Origin of the sequence: Prevotella nigrescens (assembly GCF_031191185.1) — a bacterium.
GTDB classification, from domain to species: Bacteria; Bacteroidota; Bacteroidia; order Bacteroidales; family Bacteroidaceae; genus Prevotella; species Prevotella nigrescens.
Map to the genome: position 1 here is coordinate 928,894 of NZ_CP133465.1, position 15,867 is coordinate 944,760.

Below are 15,867 nucleotides of genomic sequence, written 5' to 3' on the forward strand. Positions count from 1 at the left end.
CAGTTATTAGTATTCAGTATTCACATTTTAAATACATAACAATATTATGGCAGTAAATTATAAAGACTTAGGTCTCGTAAACACACGCGAGATGTTCAAGAGAGCCATTAATGGCGGTTGGGCTGTGCCCGCATTTAACTTTAATAACTTGGAGCAGCTTCAGGCTATTATTACAGCTTGTTCAGAAACAAAGTCTCCTGTAATTATTCAGGTTTCAAAGGGTGCACGCAAGTATGCCAACCAGACTTTGCTTCGTTACTTGGCTGAAGGTGCTGTTGCATTTGCCAAGGAATTGGGATGCCACCACCCGGAGATTGTACTTCACCTTGACCACGGTGACAGCTTCGAATTGTGCAAGAGCTGTGTAGATACTGGCTTTTCTTCTGTAATGATTGATGGTTCTGCACTTCCTTACGAGGAGAACATTGCCTTAACTAAGAAGGTTGTAGAGTATGCACATCAGTTTGATGTAACTGTAGAGGGCGAGCTTGGCGTACTGGCTGGTGTGGAAGACGATGTTGCGTCAGAAGAGTCTCACTATACACGTCCTGAAGAGGTGGTAGACTTTGCTACACGCACGGGTTGCGACTCGTTGGCAATCTCTATTGGTACTTCTCACGGTGCTTACAAGTTTAAGCCAGAGCAGTGTACGCGCGATCCGAAGACTGGACGTCTGCTTCCTCCTCCGTTGGCATTCGATGTATTGCAGGCTGTAGAGAAACAACTGCCTGGTTTCCCAATTGTACTTCACGGTTCATCTTCAGTTCCTCAGAAGTATGTTGACATTATTAATAAGTATGGTGGTGCTCTGCCAAATGCTGTGGGTATTCCAGAAGAGCAACTCCGCAAAGCCACAAAGAGTGCTGTATGCAAGATTAACATAGACTCTGACTCTCGCCTCGCATTCACTGCCGGTGTTCGCGAGACATTGGCATTGCACCCTGAATACTTCGACCCACGCCAGTATTGCGGTAAGGCTCGAGAGTATATGATAGACCTTTATACCGAAAAGATTAAGGACGTTCTTGGTTCAGAGAACAAGTTGGCTAACCTCGATTAATCTTTTCAGGTAATCAATACAAGCGGCGGAACCTTCATGGAGAGGCTTCCGCCGTTCTTTTCCACTTAATTAGCGAATACTAAAAACACCTTAAATAAAACAGAATATGAAGAAGACTGTCATTTCATTGGTCTTGTTTCTAATGGGCATTTCAGTGAATGCGCAAGACCAAAACTATTGGATTTATCTTGTTATCGGGCAAGATAATATGATTGGTAAAGCCGATGCAGGAACAAGTACTAATGGTTTCTTGCTCGATTCGTTCAGTAAAACAATAGCTGAAACCGCAAAAGGAAAGCGCATTGGCTTCGTTACCGTAACGTTGCCGGTAAGCCCTATCATTGCTTTCGATAAGCAAAACTATCGCAACTATGTATCGAACGTAACCGTTGAAAGCAACAAGAAAGCTTTGGAAAAGTATGATAACAACCCTTACGGCAAACTTGTCAGTATGGCACGTAGTGCCCAAAACAAGGGTGTTGTGAAGGGAATCCTGCTCCAACAAGACGGTATCGACAACTACAACGAAGCGTGGCTGAAGCGTATGAGGAGAATCTATTACGACATAGTTGGCGATTTGTCGCTCGATTCTACGAAAGTTCCATTGCTGATAGGCGAAGTAGGCCGTGCTGAATATGGCGGAAAGTATGCCGCTGCCAACGAAACCTATGGCAAAATGCACAAAGTCTTGCAGTATTCGTTTGTTGTTTCATCGGCGAATTGCCCATTGGCAGACAACAAAATCTACTATTCTAAAGAGGGACTTGAAAATCTTGGGCGCAAATTTGCTATCAAAGCTTTGCAAGGAATTGGCTATGAGCTCCCTGAAGTTCGTAGAACAACATCGATAACAAAGCAGACGATTGACCGCAAAACACTGGAAGTAAAAGTACATATAAGCGATAAGGGAATGCTGACGGCTACTTCCAACGAGCCTATCGTGAAGATCTTGGTGCTGAATGCAGCAGGAGACAACATTAAGGATATAGCAATTTCCGAACCAACAAAAGAGTATGACTTGGACTTGAACGCGTTCCCTCAAGGAAAAATCACTGTTACTTTCTATACGGCAGATGGAGAACAGTCGTTCAAGATTAATAACTAACTTCATAGAAATAACGAAAAGATGCACGTCGTAACCATTGTTTCGGCAACATTCGTGGCGTTGGAGTTTTTCAATAGTCAGCTGTTTTGTGGTTCATACTGCAACTTGTCGAGGCTATAAGAACATTTCAACCAATATAAAGAAGCAGATAAGGAATGGCGCGTTGGCATCTTACGAAACGACAATACTGCATTGTGGGTACTGTATTGTCGTTTTTTTTACTCGCATTTGTGATCTACCGAATGCTCCCACCCACGCAAGAAGACATTGATGACTGTGCCGTAGTGGTGGAGCAGCAAGCCTACTACCAACTTGAAGTAAACGGAAAGCCCACCGTTTACTTTACAGATTACAAGAATTCGGAACTCGTTGGCGGTGTTATAGAGAAAGAATTAATCCGCACACGCAAAGTCCGCACACGTGGCTATTGGGTAAATGCTTTTCCAGTCTGGCCCAGTTGCTTCGGTCGCATCGTAACAAAGTGGGCTAACAAGCCCTCGACCATCTTGAATCTCAACAGCAATGCCTTGCACAAGCTGTTAGCCAACGAGCTGGAAACTGCCGACGACGAACTGGCAGGCTTGCAAACGCAGCACAATGAACTTACCTATTATATGCGTGTGCACAATGTAAACGACTACGGATACAACAAAGTGGCTGACTATCACAGACATCTTGAACGCCAATGCGACTCGCTCCGGACGGTCATTGGCGTACTGCTGAGCATTCCAAACGACGCAGAACTGCACATAAAGCAAATCAATAGCTACGCTGTGTTGCGCAAAGATTCTGCCAAAAACACCACTTGCAACCGCATTGCCATATACAAAGACAACGGGAACTTGCTTTTGCAGACGCATTACAAGTTTACCCCCATCGGCACAATTGCTGTAATGGGTGCCGAGAGGGCACAGGAAGAGTTGGCAAAGGTGTCGCAACACAGTGAAGTGGCACTGAACAAGCCGTTTCAAATGGGTGTTCCCGATTCGTTGGGGTACTATGTCGGCGAGACGAAACACGGAAAACCGAATGGCTACGGGCAGCATTTCGGCAATAGCGGCAGCTTCTACGACGGTCATTGGGACGACGGGAAACCCAACGGATTTGGCTTCTACATTGCACCACACGAATATTTGCAGGTGGGAGAGTGGAAAGACGGCGTGTTTAAAGGCGAACGGATAAACCACAATCGCGACCGTATTTACGGCATAGACATCTCCAAACACCAGCACGAGAAGAACAAACAGCGGTTCACCATTGGGTGGAACCATCTCCGTATCACCGGTTTGGGAAAGATAAGTGTAAAGAAAGTACTCGGAAAGGTCGATTACCCCATTGCATTTATGTATATAAAGTCTACCGAAGGCTGCACGGTGCTGAACCCATACTACAAGAGCGATTATGTGCAGGCACGCAAACACGGTATAAGAGTGGGGGCATACCATTTCTTTTCCACCACTTCGGCAGGCATAGAGCAGGCTCGTTACTTCCTGAAGAATAGCATTTTCAGTAAAGGAGACCTGCCCGCGGTGCTCGATGTCGAGCCTTCCGACGAACAGATAGAGAAGATGGGTGGTGCCGAGGTTATGTTCAGGCACGTTCGCAATTGGCTCGTTGCGGTTCATCGTGCCACGGGGGTGCGCCCTATCCTTTACATCAGTCAGATGTTTACAAAGAAATACTTGCCGTTGGCTGTCGATTTGCAAGGCGAATACTTCGTGTGGATAGCCCGTTATGGCGAGTATAAGCCCGAACTGAAGCTGACTTACTGGCAGCTAAGTCCTGACGGGAGAGTCAGTGGCATACACGGCGACGTTGATATAAACGTCTTTAATGGTTATAAAAACCAGTACGAGGACTTCTTGCGCAAACATTGTATAAAGAAAGATATTGCTGTTCGCTGACGCTTGAAATGCAGCAATGTATGTTGTTGAAAGGACAGGAAAAATAGGGGAATAGTGCAAAAATTCCACGTAAAAATACCTATCGTGTAACTCCTTTATTATAAACGCTTTGCAGAACCAGTTGTTTTGCGCGTCCAAAGCGTAGGTTTTGCACGTCAAAAGAGGCTCTTTTGCAACGCAAAACCTATGCTTTTGAAAAGTCAAAGCGCAGTTATCACTTTTTAACAGAATTATTTAAGGAAAAATAGACCAAGACTACACTGTCAGCTTGCTGCATATTTCAGCCAATATGATTGTAGTTTTGGTTCTTTTATTACATAGCTGTCATATGGTAGCCTAACCGTTTCAACTCTATGGCTACACCGAAATTGTAAAGCTGATGGAGTGCTTCTACAAATGCACGGTAAGCCTCTTTGGTGCTTGGTTCGATGTTTAAACGGCGCAACTGGCTGTAAGTTCGTGCGGCACATTCGCCCACAAGGCGTTCCAAGGCGTTGGCTTCGTCGGCATTGAGCAGCAGCACCTTTTCGCGAATATAGTCGTCGGTATGGTCGAAATCGGTTTGGTCGCGCAGGTAGGCATACAGGTTTTCTACCTTGCTGTATAGTTCCCAGTCCTCGTCCCAGTATTTTGCAACTGCCATTCCGACGTACATTATCCACCCAAGCGCAACCGTCGGATAGTTCGGAAACTCGCGTATGGCATCGGGAATATAGGCTTCGGCTATTTTCTGCCACAGTTCGTCCAGGTCGGGAGCTTCGGGCAGCCGCTCGTCTACCTCGTTGTGTGATAGCAAATATTGATAAAGGTCGTCTTTGAAGATAGTTTCAAAGTTGGTTGTTGTGTCTTTTTCCATTGTCTTTTCTTCTTTTCTGGACAGAAAACAGGGCGAAGCAAGCCCACTTTTCAGTAGCTTTCTTCGCCCTGTTTTGATGTTTCCCTTATGCGTTTTGCTTTGCAGTAATGGCTTGATGTATCAGTGCTGTAATCTCTTCCGTAAGTTCTGGATTGTCTTTCAGCATGGTCTTTGTGGCATCGCGCCCCTGTGCGAGCTTTGTTCCGCCATAGCTGAACCAGCTTCCACTCTTCTGAATGATGTTGTATTCTACACCCAAGTCGAGTATTTCGCCCACTTTGGAGATGCCTTCGCCGAAGAGAATGTCGAATTCTACCTTACGGAAAGGAGGCGCAACCTTGTTTTTTGCAACCTTTACACGCACATGATTGCCTATGACATCGTCGCCGTCCTTGATGGAAGCTACGCGACGAATATCCAAACGCACCGAGCTGTAGAACTTCAAAGCGTTGCCACCCGTTGTTGTTTCGGGGTTTCCGAACATCACGCCAATCTTTTCGCGCAACTGATTGATGAAGATACAGCAAGTGTTTGTCTTGCTGATGGTAGATGTCAGCTTGCGCAAAGCCTGGCTCATGAGGCGCGCCTGCAAGCCAACGTTTGACTCTCCCATATCGCCTTCTATTTCTTTCTTAGGTGTAAGCGCAGCCACAGAGTCTACAACGAGAATGTCGATGGCTGAAGAACGAATGAGTTGGTCGGCTATTTCCAATGCTTGTTCGCCGTTGTCGGGCTGCGAAATCCACAAGTTATCTACGTCTACGCCTAACTTTTGCGCATAGAAACGGTCGAAAGCGTGCTCTGCATCGATGAACGCAGCTATGCCGCCAGCCTTCTGTGCTTCGGCAATGGCATGGATAGCGAGGGTAGTTTTACCCGAACTTTCGGGGCCGTAAATCTCTATAATGCGTCCGCGAGGGTAGCCGCCTACGCCTAAAGCAACATCGAGACCGATACTGCCGGTTGGTATTACTTCCACGTCTTCTATGAGTTCATCGCCCATACGCATGATAGAACCTTTACCGAAGTCTTTTTCTATCTTCGACATTGCTGCCTGCAAGGCTTTCAGTTTGCCTTCAGCAGGATTTTGTACTTCTTCTTTTGCCATATATTTATTAATCTTATTTTATCTGATAATTTAAACTTTTAGTCCTCGAACGTTCCCCTTTCACGGTACCAATGCCCACCAATTCTCTCAGAATGGTGCTGATGCGGCGTGTGCGTTGGGCATACTTCTCAAAGCTTTCGTTGTACGGGTCTATCTTTTCTTTCCACCCTTCATAGGGCGCAATGTAGAAGTAAGGAAGCGAATCGACTAACGAATTGCTTTTCTCTTCAGCTCCGTTCACGGTTTCCAACATCTCCAACGACTCGGGTGTGGGGTACAAACACGTTATGTTTTCTTGCTGACAATAAGCTACAACGGGCATTATCCAGCTGTTGTAGTTGTCTTTTATCGTCTGTAACGAGAAGTTGTTGTATGACGATTTACCTATGCGTTGTATGGGACGAATCTGCACAACGTTTGGTTTGGCATCTTTGAAAACTTCTTTTAGCTGTATCAGCTCTTCGGCATTGTCTGCATTGACGGTATAATTCACACGGATACGGAAGTCCGGAAAGTCTGTTCTAATCCTTGCCAAGTTCTCTATAAGTGCTGTAAACAAGTCGAATTTACCATTAGTCATCAGGCTTTCGTAAGTGTTCTTGGTGAACCCGTGTGCAGAAAGCGTTATCTCGGTTAAGCCGTTTTCCACCAGTTTATGCAATTTTTCGTAGGTCAGCAAGTTGCCATTGGTGGTTATCGTGATGTGTTTCACGCCATATTGCTTGCCCAACTGCACGAGTTGGAGCAGGTTTTGCGATACGGTAGGTTCTGCACCGCAGCCTATTTGCAGGCGAAGGGCACGTGGAAACAGCGATTTCGCAATGGCTTCAAGGTCGTCGGAGCTGAACTTTCCCCGCATTTTCTTTGCGGTTTCGGCGTCGCTGAAGTAGCACATCTTACAGCGAAGGTTGCACGACATCACAGGGTCGATGTTGATACTGAGGTATCTTCGCTTGCCTATATGGAGTGCTAAAATGCCCAAAAGTTTCACTTTCGGGCTTTTAATTCGCTGGTAAACATTCAGAAGTTTATATATATTCATGCTTGTTGCATACCACTTCGCCGTTCATTCTTTCTTCTTTCGCTTCTTGGGATAGGGCAACACCTCTGCCAAGATTGCAACAACCTTTGCTGCGTGGTCGGCTCTTGAAACGTCAAGTATGTAGTGTTCCTTTGCTCCTTCGTATGGATAGCCTTTTTCTGCCTCTGCCATTAAAGCCTCAATAGCCTCGTGTTGCTTTACGAAGGCTATGTTGTCGCAAGCTATGATGACAGGTTTTTCGTTGGCATATATCATATAGTCGCCAAACATCTTGCGGTATCTGATTGCTCCAACAGCTTCTATCTGCCGGCAAACAAACTCTATGAAGTCTAAAGAACACGCCATTTTGTTTTGCTGTTTCGTTTCTTTGATGTTTCAAATCCTATAACTCCAAGTCGCCACCGAACACCTCGTGCCAAGGCAGACCTTGCTTGTTGAGTTGCTCCATGAATGGGTCTGGGTCGAAATCTTCCAAGTTCCACACGCCCGGTTTACGCCAAATGCCCTTGAAGAACATCATTGCGCCAATCATTGCAGGCACGCCTGTTGTATAGCTGACGCCCTGCATACCTGTTTCTTCGTAGGCTTCTTGGTGCTTGCAGTTGTTGTAAACGTAGTAAGTCTGTTCCTTTCCGTCCTTGATACCACGAATACGGCAACCGATTGAAGTCTCTCCGTCGTAGTTTTCGCCCAAGTCTTGTGGGTTTGGCAATACGGCTTTGAGGAACTGAAGTGGCACAATCTTCACCTTTGCGGTCTTTCCTGAACCGTCAGCCAATGGTGCTTCGTACTCGATTTCGTCGATACGGCTCATTCCGAGATTCTGTATGCAATCCAAATAAGTAAGGTATTGCTGTCCGAAAGTCATCCAGAAGCGTGCGCGCTTGATGGTTGGGAAGTTCTTGACGAGCGATTCCAGCTCCTCGTGGTGCATTAAGTAAGAGTCGCGTGCACCGATATTAGGATACGTTAAGTCCTGATGCACCTTCAGCGGCTCCGTTTCTATCCACTTGCCGTTCTCGTAATACAGTCCCTTTTGGGTGATTTCGCGAATGTTTATCTCCGGATTGAAGTTTGTTGCAAAGGCTTTGTGGTGGTTACCGGCGTTGCAGTCCACGATGTCGAGGTAGTGAATTTCATCGAAATAGTGCTTTGCTGCATAGGCTGTGAATACCTGCGACACACCCGGGTCGAACCCGCAACCAAGGATTGCAGTGAGTCCTGCTTGCTCGAACTTTTCTTTGTAAGCCCACTGCCAGCTGTATTCGAAGTGTGCTTCGTCCTTCGGCTCGTAGTTAGCCGTATCCAAATAGTTGCAACCGCATGCCAAACAGGCTTCCATAATGGTGAGGTCTTGGTATGGCAGCGCAAGGTTTACCACCAATTCCGGCTTGAACGAATTGAAAAGCGCCTTTAATTGTTCCACATCATCGGCGTCTACCTGCGCTGTTTTAATGTCGGCTTTGTAGCCTTTGTCGTGAATAGACTTCACCAATTCATCGCATTTTTCCTTACGGCGACTTGCTATCATGAAATCAGTGAACACGTCTTGGTTCTGAACTATCTTGAATGCGGCTACCGTGGCAACGCCACCTGCGCCTATCATAAGTACTCTTCCCATTTTATAATTTATTTTACTCTATGTTTTTATCTATTTCTTGCGATGTTATCCCCATGGCATTCATCAGCGAATAGCCTAAAATCTGCTGCTTGAAGTTGCCTCCTTCCATGGGCATCATGGCGAACATGGTGATGTGTTTCTGCTCGTCGTCCACGTCTTTCAGCGTGTTGCGGATAACGCCGTAGATGTTGCTGTCTTCTGCATTCGGCACTATCATTATGCGGCGGATTTCGTCGTGGCTCAGCGCAATGCGCAGTATGTCGAGCAATACATCGTCTTTCTCGGTAAGCGCACTGCCCGTAGCAATGGTGTTGATTATGAATTCGCCCAACCGTTCATCGGTAAATGCTTGCTTGTCTAACTCTTTCTGAAAGTCGGAAGGCACAAAGTTCTCTAATTTTGCTTTGTTCTTATCGTGCAAAATCACCACTTGCGTTTCGTGGTTGCCCGGCTTCAGCCGTCCGTCGAGTGCTATATCCACCACCCATTGACTGAAGTCGGCTGCCGGAATCTTCCTATTGAGCATTCGTTCGAAGTTTACAATGAGGTTAAACGCCACTCTGTCGATGTAGTCGCCATCGACAATGATGATGTTTTCGCTCATTTTTATGTTCTGTGAATGTTGTGTATTCATTGCTACAAAGTTACATTAAAAGGCGTGAATGCGCAAAATATTTTGCCATTTTTTGCTTATTGTAACCTTAGATTGGGTAGGGAAGATGTTTGGCAGCAGATAAATATCTTGTTATTGTTCGGATTATTTGTAACGGAAAGCCATCTGCTGGGCGACAGAATAGTTTGTCGTGTTAGCTATCGTCCCCAGTCAATTGTAGCAGAATTCCATCTTTGCTTTTAAGAAGAATTGCCATTCAAAGAAGAACCCGTCGCTTTGGCGTTGCAAGAAGGTGGGTTTTGGCGCGCAAAAGGGTGGTTTTTACCGTTTAAAAGAGCCTGTTTTGTAACACCACTCTGACTCTATCCGTAACCGTCTGATACTCAATCTCTGACCATTGGCTTATATTTTCATTTTGCAAACTTGCCATACACGGTTGTAAATGCTTCACAGCAAGGATATGAAGACAATATTAAACCAATATGTTTATTTAAAAATAGACATTCGGCAACATGTAAGAACTACGTTCATCAAAATAGCTTCGTACTTCTCTCCTTACAAAATAATCTTCTGTTTCTATGTGCGAGACAAATGAAAAGTACCAATACGGTATTGATACCGGACATTTGTTATTTTCGCAAATGGCAAATAAAAACGAATTAAAAATTTGGTAGTTAAATTATTTATGTCTATCTTTGCACCCGCTTACGATAAGTAAGGGCGTTTAGCTCAGCTGGTTTAGAGCATCTGCCTTACAAGCAGAGGGTCGGCGGTTCGAATCCGTCAACGCCCACAGGGGTGTTCCCTGTAGTCTTTCGGGGTTGCAGGGAGTTTTTTAAAAGGGCGTTTAGCTCAGTTGGTTTAGAGCATCTGCCTTACAAGCAGAGGGTCGGCGGTTCGAATCCGTCAACGCCCACAGAGACATAAACAGGGCTTTACAACGATGAGTTGTGGAGCTTTTTTGTTTTTATAAGCAACCTTTAACCTTTAAAATACAAAGATTATAGAGATTTATTGCTTTCATTCCATTTTAAAATACTACTTTTGCAAGAAATAAAAAATAGATTTATGGTTCTTGATATTTTAACAGCCATATCACCGGTAGATGGACGTTATAGGGGCAAAACTGCAAAATTGGCAGATTACTTCTCAGAGTTTGCACTCATACGATACAGAGTACGCGTAGAAATAGAGTACTTTATATCTCTGTGCGAACTGCCTTTGCCACAGCTGGCTTCGTTTAATAAACAACTGTTCGAAAGTCTACGCAACATCTACAAGGACTTTACGGAAGAAGATGCGGCACGGGTCAAGGAGATAGAAAGTATCACGAACCATGATGTAAAAGCCGTAGAATATTTCATTAAGGAAGAGTTCGACAAGATTGGAGACTTGGATTCCTACAAAGAATTCATACATTTCGGTCTTACATCGCAAGATATCAACAATACAAGTGTACCACTCTCCATATCAGAGGCGTTAGTAAGAGTTTACTATCCGCAGGTAGAAGAACTCATTGCGCAGCTTCAACAATATGCTGAAGAGTGGAAAGACGTGCCAATGTTGGCTAAAACACATGGACAACCAGCTTCTCCCACTCGTCTGGGCAAGGAAATAGAGGTGTTTGTATATCGTTTGCAAGAACAGTTGGCGGGTTTGAAGGCATGCAAACTTACTGCAAAGTTCGGTGGCGCAACCGGAAACTTCAACGCACACCATATTGCTTACCCTGAATATGACTGGAAAGCGTTTGGCAATAAGTTCGTGAACGACTACCTTGGCCTACAGCGTGAGCAATGGACAACCCAGATTAGCAACTACGATCACCTTGGAAGCATATTCGATGCAATGCGCAGAATCAATACGATTATCATTGATTTAGACCGCGACTTCTGGTTGTATATCTCTATGGAATACTTCAAACAGAAAATTAAGGCAGGCGAAGTGGGCTCGAGTGCAATGCCCCACAAGGTAAATCCCATCGACTTTGAAAACAGTGAAGGAAATCTTGGCATGGCAAATGCCATATTACAGTTTCTCGCACAGAAGCTTCCAGTGAGCCGTTTGCAGCGCGACCTTACCGATTCTACCGTGTTGCGCAACATCGGGGTACCGTTTGGACATAGTATTATATCTATCCAAAGCACATTGAAAGGGCTTCGCAAGCTCATTCTGAACCAAGAAAAGCTAAATGCCGACTTGGAAAATACATGGGCTGTAGTGGCAGAGGCAATTCAAACCATTCTCCGTCGTGAGGCATACCCACACCCATACGAAGCCTTAAAGGCACTGACACGTACCAATGCCCACATGACAGCCGAGACTATCCACGCTTTCATTCAGACATTGAATGTAAGCGACAAGGTGAAAGCCGAATTAATGGCTATCACACCACTCAATTATACAGGCATGTAAGCTAAGAAGAAAATTAAGAAGTTACACATTATATATATTACGGAAATAGAAACAAAACTTAAACACAAGTACAGTTAGTTTTCGACCGTGAGGTTAAGTATTATTCAAAACAAAAGAAATTAAAATTATGGCAGAAGAATTCGAGAAGAAAGAAAATCAATCTGGACAGGCTGAAGAAAGCCAAGAAAGCAGTTCAACTACCGGGCAAGGAAGTTATTATGAAAGAAACTACCACAGCACGGGGCGTCCACAACGTCCTCGCATCCAAGCACAACGTGCTTATGGAATAAACCGTGAAGACAACAAAGAGGAAGGATTCCGTCCTGAAGGCTTCGGTTCTAACTTACAAGGGAGTGGTTTGGCAGATCGTAAAACTGGCTATCGTCCACGCACCAACAGTTATGGAAATAGCTATCAGAGTCGCCAACAACAAGGAGGATATCGTCCTCGCTACAACAACGGTGGCGAAGAAGGCGGATACCAAAACCGTGGTGGTTACCAGAACAGACAAAACAACTACAACAATCGTGGTGGCTATCGCCCACACTACAATATGAACGAAGGTGAGGAAGGTGGTTATCAGAGCCGTCAGTCGCAAGGTGCATACCGCCCACGATATAACAATAATGGTGAAGAAGGCGGCTATCAGAGCCGTGGTGGATACCAAAATCGTCAAGGTGGATACAATAATCGCGGCGGATACAACAATCGTGGCGGATACAATAACCATCAGGGCGGATACAACAACAACCGACAAGGCGGATATAACAGCCGTCAGGGTGGATACAATAACCGTCAAGGCGGATATGGACAGCAAGGCGGATACCGTCAGCACAATGCCGATTACGATCCAAATGCAAGATATTCGCTCAAGAAACGCATAGAATACAAAGAAGAGAATATAGACCCGAACGAACCATTGCGTCTAAACAAGTACCTCGCAAATGCTGGTGTATGCTCTCGTCGTGAGGCAGATGAATTCATTCAGGCAGGTGTCGTAACCGTAAATGGCGAGGTTGTTAAAGAACTTGGAACAAAGATACTACGTTCAGACGAGGTGAAGTTCAAAGACAAACCAGTTTCTCTCGAAAAGAAGGTATATGTTCTTTTGAACAAGCCAAAGGACTATGTAACTACAAGCGACGACCCACAGCAACGCAAAACCGTTATGGATCTTGTCAAAGGCATCTGTCCGGAACGCATCTATCCTGTAGGACGCCTCGACCGCAATACTACGGGCGTGTTGCTGCTTACCAACGATGGCGACATTGCAAGCAAGCTAACTCACCCTAAGTTCTTAAAGAAGAAGGTTTACCACGTATTCCTCGACAAGCCTGTAACACCACAGACGCTTCAGCAAATATCTGACGGTATTGAGCTTGAAGATGGAGAAGTCAAGGCTGATGCGATTGAATACGCTGACGAACGCGACCAAAGCCAGGTGGGAATCGAAATCCACAGCGGCAAGAACCGCATTGTTCGCCGCATCTTCGAGAGTCTTGGCTATCGTGTTGTAAAGCTCGACCGCGTACAGTTTGCAGGTCTTACAAAGAAGAATCTCCGTCGAGGCGATTGGCGTTACCTAACCGAAAGAGAGGTAGACATGCTTCGTATGGGATCTTTTGAATAACAAAAGAACCAACTCCTCGTACACAACTGCTATATGAAGCGAAGCCGTGTATGAGGAGTTATCGTAATAAATAAAATATAATGAAAAGAACAAAAGTCGTCGATGCTTTAAGTTGCACCGACTTTGGAAAAGATATTAACGTCAGAGGATGGGTACGTTCTCATCGTAGCAGTAAAGCTGTCGATTTCATTGCATTGAACGACGGTTCTACCATTAAGAACATTCAGATTGTTGTAGACCCCACAACCATAGATGCAGATACGCTCAAGAACATAACAACAGGTGCTTGTATCAGTGCAACAGGAACGCTTGTGGAAAGTCAGGGTAAGGGACAGACTTCTGAAGTACAGTGCAAAGAGATTGAAATATATGGTCTTTGCCCAAGCGACTACCCTATGCAGAAGAAGGGTCAGAGCTTTGAATACATGCGCAAATATGCACATTTGCGTCTCCGTACAAACACTTTTGGAGCGGTCTTCCGCATTCGCCACCACATGGCAATAGCCATTCACCAGTACTTCCACGAACACGGATTCTACTATTTCCACACACCGCTCATCACAGGTAGCGATGCTGAAGGTGCAGGAAATATGTTCCAAGTAACCACACTCGACTTAGACCGTGTGGCAAAATCGGACGAAGTGGATTACAGTGCTGACTTCTTTGGCAAGAAAACCCATCTTACCGTATCGGGACAGTTGGAAGGCGAACTCGGTGCAACGTCGCTCGGAGCCATCTATACGTTCGGTCCTACGTTCCGTGCAGAAAACTCTAACACGCCAAGACACTTGGCAGAGTTCTGGATGGTAGAGCCCGAAGTGGCTTTTATCGACCAAAAAGAATTGATGGACTTGGAAGAAGACTTCATTAAATATTGTGTTCGTTGGGCATTGGAGAACTGTAAGGACGACCTTGAGTTCCTCAACCAAATGATTGACAAGGAACTTATTGCCCGCCTCGAAGGTGTTTTGAAAGATACTTTCGTGCGCCTTACCTACACAGAAGGCTTCGAAATATTGAAGAAAGCACAAGAAGATGGAGTTAAATTCGAGTTCCCAGTAGCTGAATGGGGAATGGACTTGAGCAGCGAGCACGAACGCTACTTGGTGGAAGAACACTTCAAACGCCCGGTAATTATGACCGACTACCCAAGTCAGATTAAGTCTTTCTACATGAAGAAGAACGAAGACGGAAAGACTATGCAGGGCACCGACGTACTCTTCCCACGCATTGGCGAAATCATTGGCGGCTCTGTTCGTGAGGAAAGCTACGAAAAGCTGCTCGAAGAAATCCACAACCGTGGCATGAAAGAGGAGGTTTACGACTGGTATCTCGACACCCGCAAGTATGGAACGTGTCCTCACGGCGGTTTCGGACTTGGTTTCGAGCGTCTCATTCTCTTCGTAACGGGTATGCAGAACATTCGCGACGTGATTCCATTTGCACGTACTCCGAAGAATGCTGAGTTTTAATACCCACTTAATAAATAGAATTAAAATAACATTCCGGTCTGCAGATTACTTTCTGCGGACCGTTTTTTATATCATTTGACCATTTGTTCCCATCTTACTTTATCGGTCTTTCTGCAGTCAGACTATTATCTTCCTGCGCTTTCAATATAGCTTTTTTACCAATAGCTTATAAGCTTTTTGTAAAATATCTACGGTGTTCGGGTGCTTTATTCATAGTGGACAGTGAGCTTGTTCATAGAGTTAAGCCCTAATCTGACTATACCTTACAGAGAAAATATCTGCTTTTTCAGCATGGCATACAATAAACAACAGCACGTATCGTTTATAAAAATGTATATACGAAATACTGTTAAAGCAGGAAAAGCAAAGAGATTTTTTTATGATAGAATATATAAAAGGTGATCTAACCGACCTTTCGCCGGCGTTGGCAGTTGTTGAAGCACACGGCATAGGCTACGGATTGAATATTTCGCTGAACACTTACAGCGCCGTTCAAGGCAAGAAAAACATAAAGCTATACGTACACGAAGCCATCATGACGGGCGGACGCGACGACAACTATACACTTTACGGGTTCGCAACCAAGCAAGAACGTTCGCTCTACAGACTACTTATTACAGTGTCGGGAGTGGGAGCAAACACTGCACGAATGATATTGTCGTCGCTCACACCAGCCGAACTCTGCAACGTAATTGCCAATGGCGACGATAAAATGCTGAAGACTGTTAAGGGCATTGGCTTGAAAACAGCACAACGCATCATAGTAGACTTGAAAGACAAGATAGTGCAAAGCGGCATTGCCGACGAACTGCACGTAAGCAATCAGCCCGGCACGCCAAACGTAAACAATGCGGTTAAGGACGAAGCAGTTGGGGCGCTCACCATGTTAGGATTTTCTCCTGCTCCGTCGGCAAAGGTGGTTGTTGCGATATTAACCGAACAGCCTGAGCTTCCGGTAGAACAAGTTGTGAAGCTGGCATTGAAGCAAATAAAATAAAAATGTAGCGCATTCGTGTCCATCGCACAAGAAATACTGAAAGA

The 15,867-nt window shown here is 45.1% G+C and carries 13 protein-coding genes and 2 tRNA genes; 9 read left to right on the plus strand and 6 right to left on the minus strand.

The window, feature by feature from the left end:
- Nucleotides 1-46 precede the first annotated feature (46 nt).
- The 3 genes from RDV52_RS06125 to RDV52_RS06135 all read left to right on the plus strand — a co-directional run bounded on the left by RDV52_RS06125 (nt 47) and on the right by RDV52_RS06135 (nt 4,069).
- Entirely contained in the window at nt 47-1,060 is a 1,014-nt protein-coding gene (locus RDV52_RS06125) for a class II fructose-bisphosphate aldolase (protein ID WP_004364573.1), read from the plus strand.
- 106 nt (nt 1,061-1,166) lie between these two features.
- Entirely contained in the window at nt 1,167-2,165 is a 999-nt protein-coding gene (locus RDV52_RS06130; RefSeq protein ID WP_004366514.1) for a sialate O-acetylesterase, read from the plus strand.
- A gap of 155 nt (nt 2,166-2,320) precedes the next feature.
- Nucleotides 2,321-4,069: a GH25 family lysozyme gene (locus tag RDV52_RS06135; RefSeq protein ID WP_040556845.1), complete on the plus strand. Its 1,749-nt coding sequence runs from the start codon at nt 2,321-2,323 to the stop codon at nt 4,067-4,069.
- A 313-nt stretch (nt 4,070-4,382) separates the two neighbouring features.
- Here the strand turns inward: RDV52_RS06135 and RDV52_RS06140 are convergent, their stop codons facing one another.
- From RDV52_RS06140 to RDV52_RS06165, 6 genes are all read right to left on the minus strand, one after another.
- Nucleotides 4,383-4,925, minus strand: a complete 543-nt coding sequence (locus RDV52_RS06140) for a hypothetical protein (RefSeq protein ID WP_004366512.1) — start codon at nt 4,923-4,925, stop codon at nt 4,383-4,385.
- A gap of 85 nt (nt 4,926-5,010) precedes the next feature.
- Nucleotides 5,011-6,033 (minus strand): recombinase RecA, encoded by a 1,023-nt coding sequence (gene recA / locus RDV52_RS06145; RefSeq protein WP_004362872.1) that lies wholly within the window; start codon nt 6,031-6,033, stop codon nt 5,011-5,013.
- 13 nt (nt 6,034-6,046) lie between these two features.
- Complete coding sequence (locus RDV52_RS06150; RefSeq protein ID WP_004362873.1) at nt 6,047-7,075, minus strand: radical SAM protein; 1,029 nt, start codon at nt 7,073-7,075, stop codon at nt 6,047-6,049.
- A gap of 24 nt (nt 7,076-7,099) precedes the next feature.
- On the minus strand, nt 7,100-7,420 hold the full coding sequence (locus RDV52_RS06155) for a transcriptional regulator (RefSeq protein WP_004362874.1): 321 nt from the start codon (nt 7,418-7,420) through the stop codon (nt 7,100-7,102).
- Nucleotides 7,421-7,457: 37 nt separating this feature from the next.
- Nucleotides 7,458-8,696, minus strand: a complete 1,239-nt coding sequence (locus RDV52_RS06160) for a saccharopine dehydrogenase family protein (RefSeq protein WP_004366511.1) — start codon at nt 8,694-8,696, stop codon at nt 7,458-7,460.
- 13 nt (nt 8,697-8,709) lie between these two features.
- Nucleotides 8,710-9,330, minus strand: a complete 621-nt coding sequence (locus RDV52_RS06165; RefSeq protein ID WP_004366509.1) for a DUF6621 family protein — start codon at nt 9,328-9,330, stop codon at nt 8,710-8,712.
- Nucleotides 9,331-10,027: 697 nt separating this feature from the next.
- Between RDV52_RS06165 and RDV52_RS06170 the strand changes: the two genes are divergently transcribed.
- The 6 genes from RDV52_RS06170 (at nt 10,028) to ruvA (ending at nt 15,823) form a co-directional block, all read left to right on the plus strand.
- Nucleotides 10,028-10,102 (plus strand) — tRNA-Val (locus RDV52_RS06170).
- Between the two features lie 48 nt (nt 10,103-10,150).
- A tRNA-Val gene (locus RDV52_RS06175) sits at nt 10,151-10,225 on the plus strand.
- 152 nt (nt 10,226-10,377) lie between these two features.
- Nucleotides 10,378-11,724 (plus strand): adenylosuccinate lyase, encoded by a 1,347-nt coding sequence (gene purB / locus RDV52_RS06180; protein WP_004362878.1) that lies wholly within the window; start codon nt 10,378-10,380, stop codon nt 11,722-11,724.
- A 127-nt stretch (nt 11,725-11,851) separates the two neighbouring features.
- Nucleotides 11,852-13,354, plus strand: a complete 1,503-nt coding sequence (locus RDV52_RS06185; RefSeq protein ID WP_004366504.1) for a pseudouridine synthase — start codon at nt 11,852-11,854, stop codon at nt 13,352-13,354.
- Nucleotides 13,355-13,434: 80 nt separating this feature from the next.
- Nucleotides 13,435-14,826 (plus strand): asparagine--tRNA ligase, encoded by a 1,392-nt coding sequence (asnS, locus tag RDV52_RS06190; protein WP_004366503.1) that lies wholly within the window; start codon nt 13,435-13,437, stop codon nt 14,824-14,826.
- Between the two features lie 379 nt (nt 14,827-15,205).
- Complete coding sequence (gene ruvA / locus RDV52_RS06195; protein ID WP_004362881.1) at nt 15,206-15,823, plus strand: Holliday junction branch migration protein RuvA; 618 nt, start codon at nt 15,206-15,208, stop codon at nt 15,821-15,823.
- Nucleotides 15,824-15,867 lie beyond the last annotated feature (44 nt).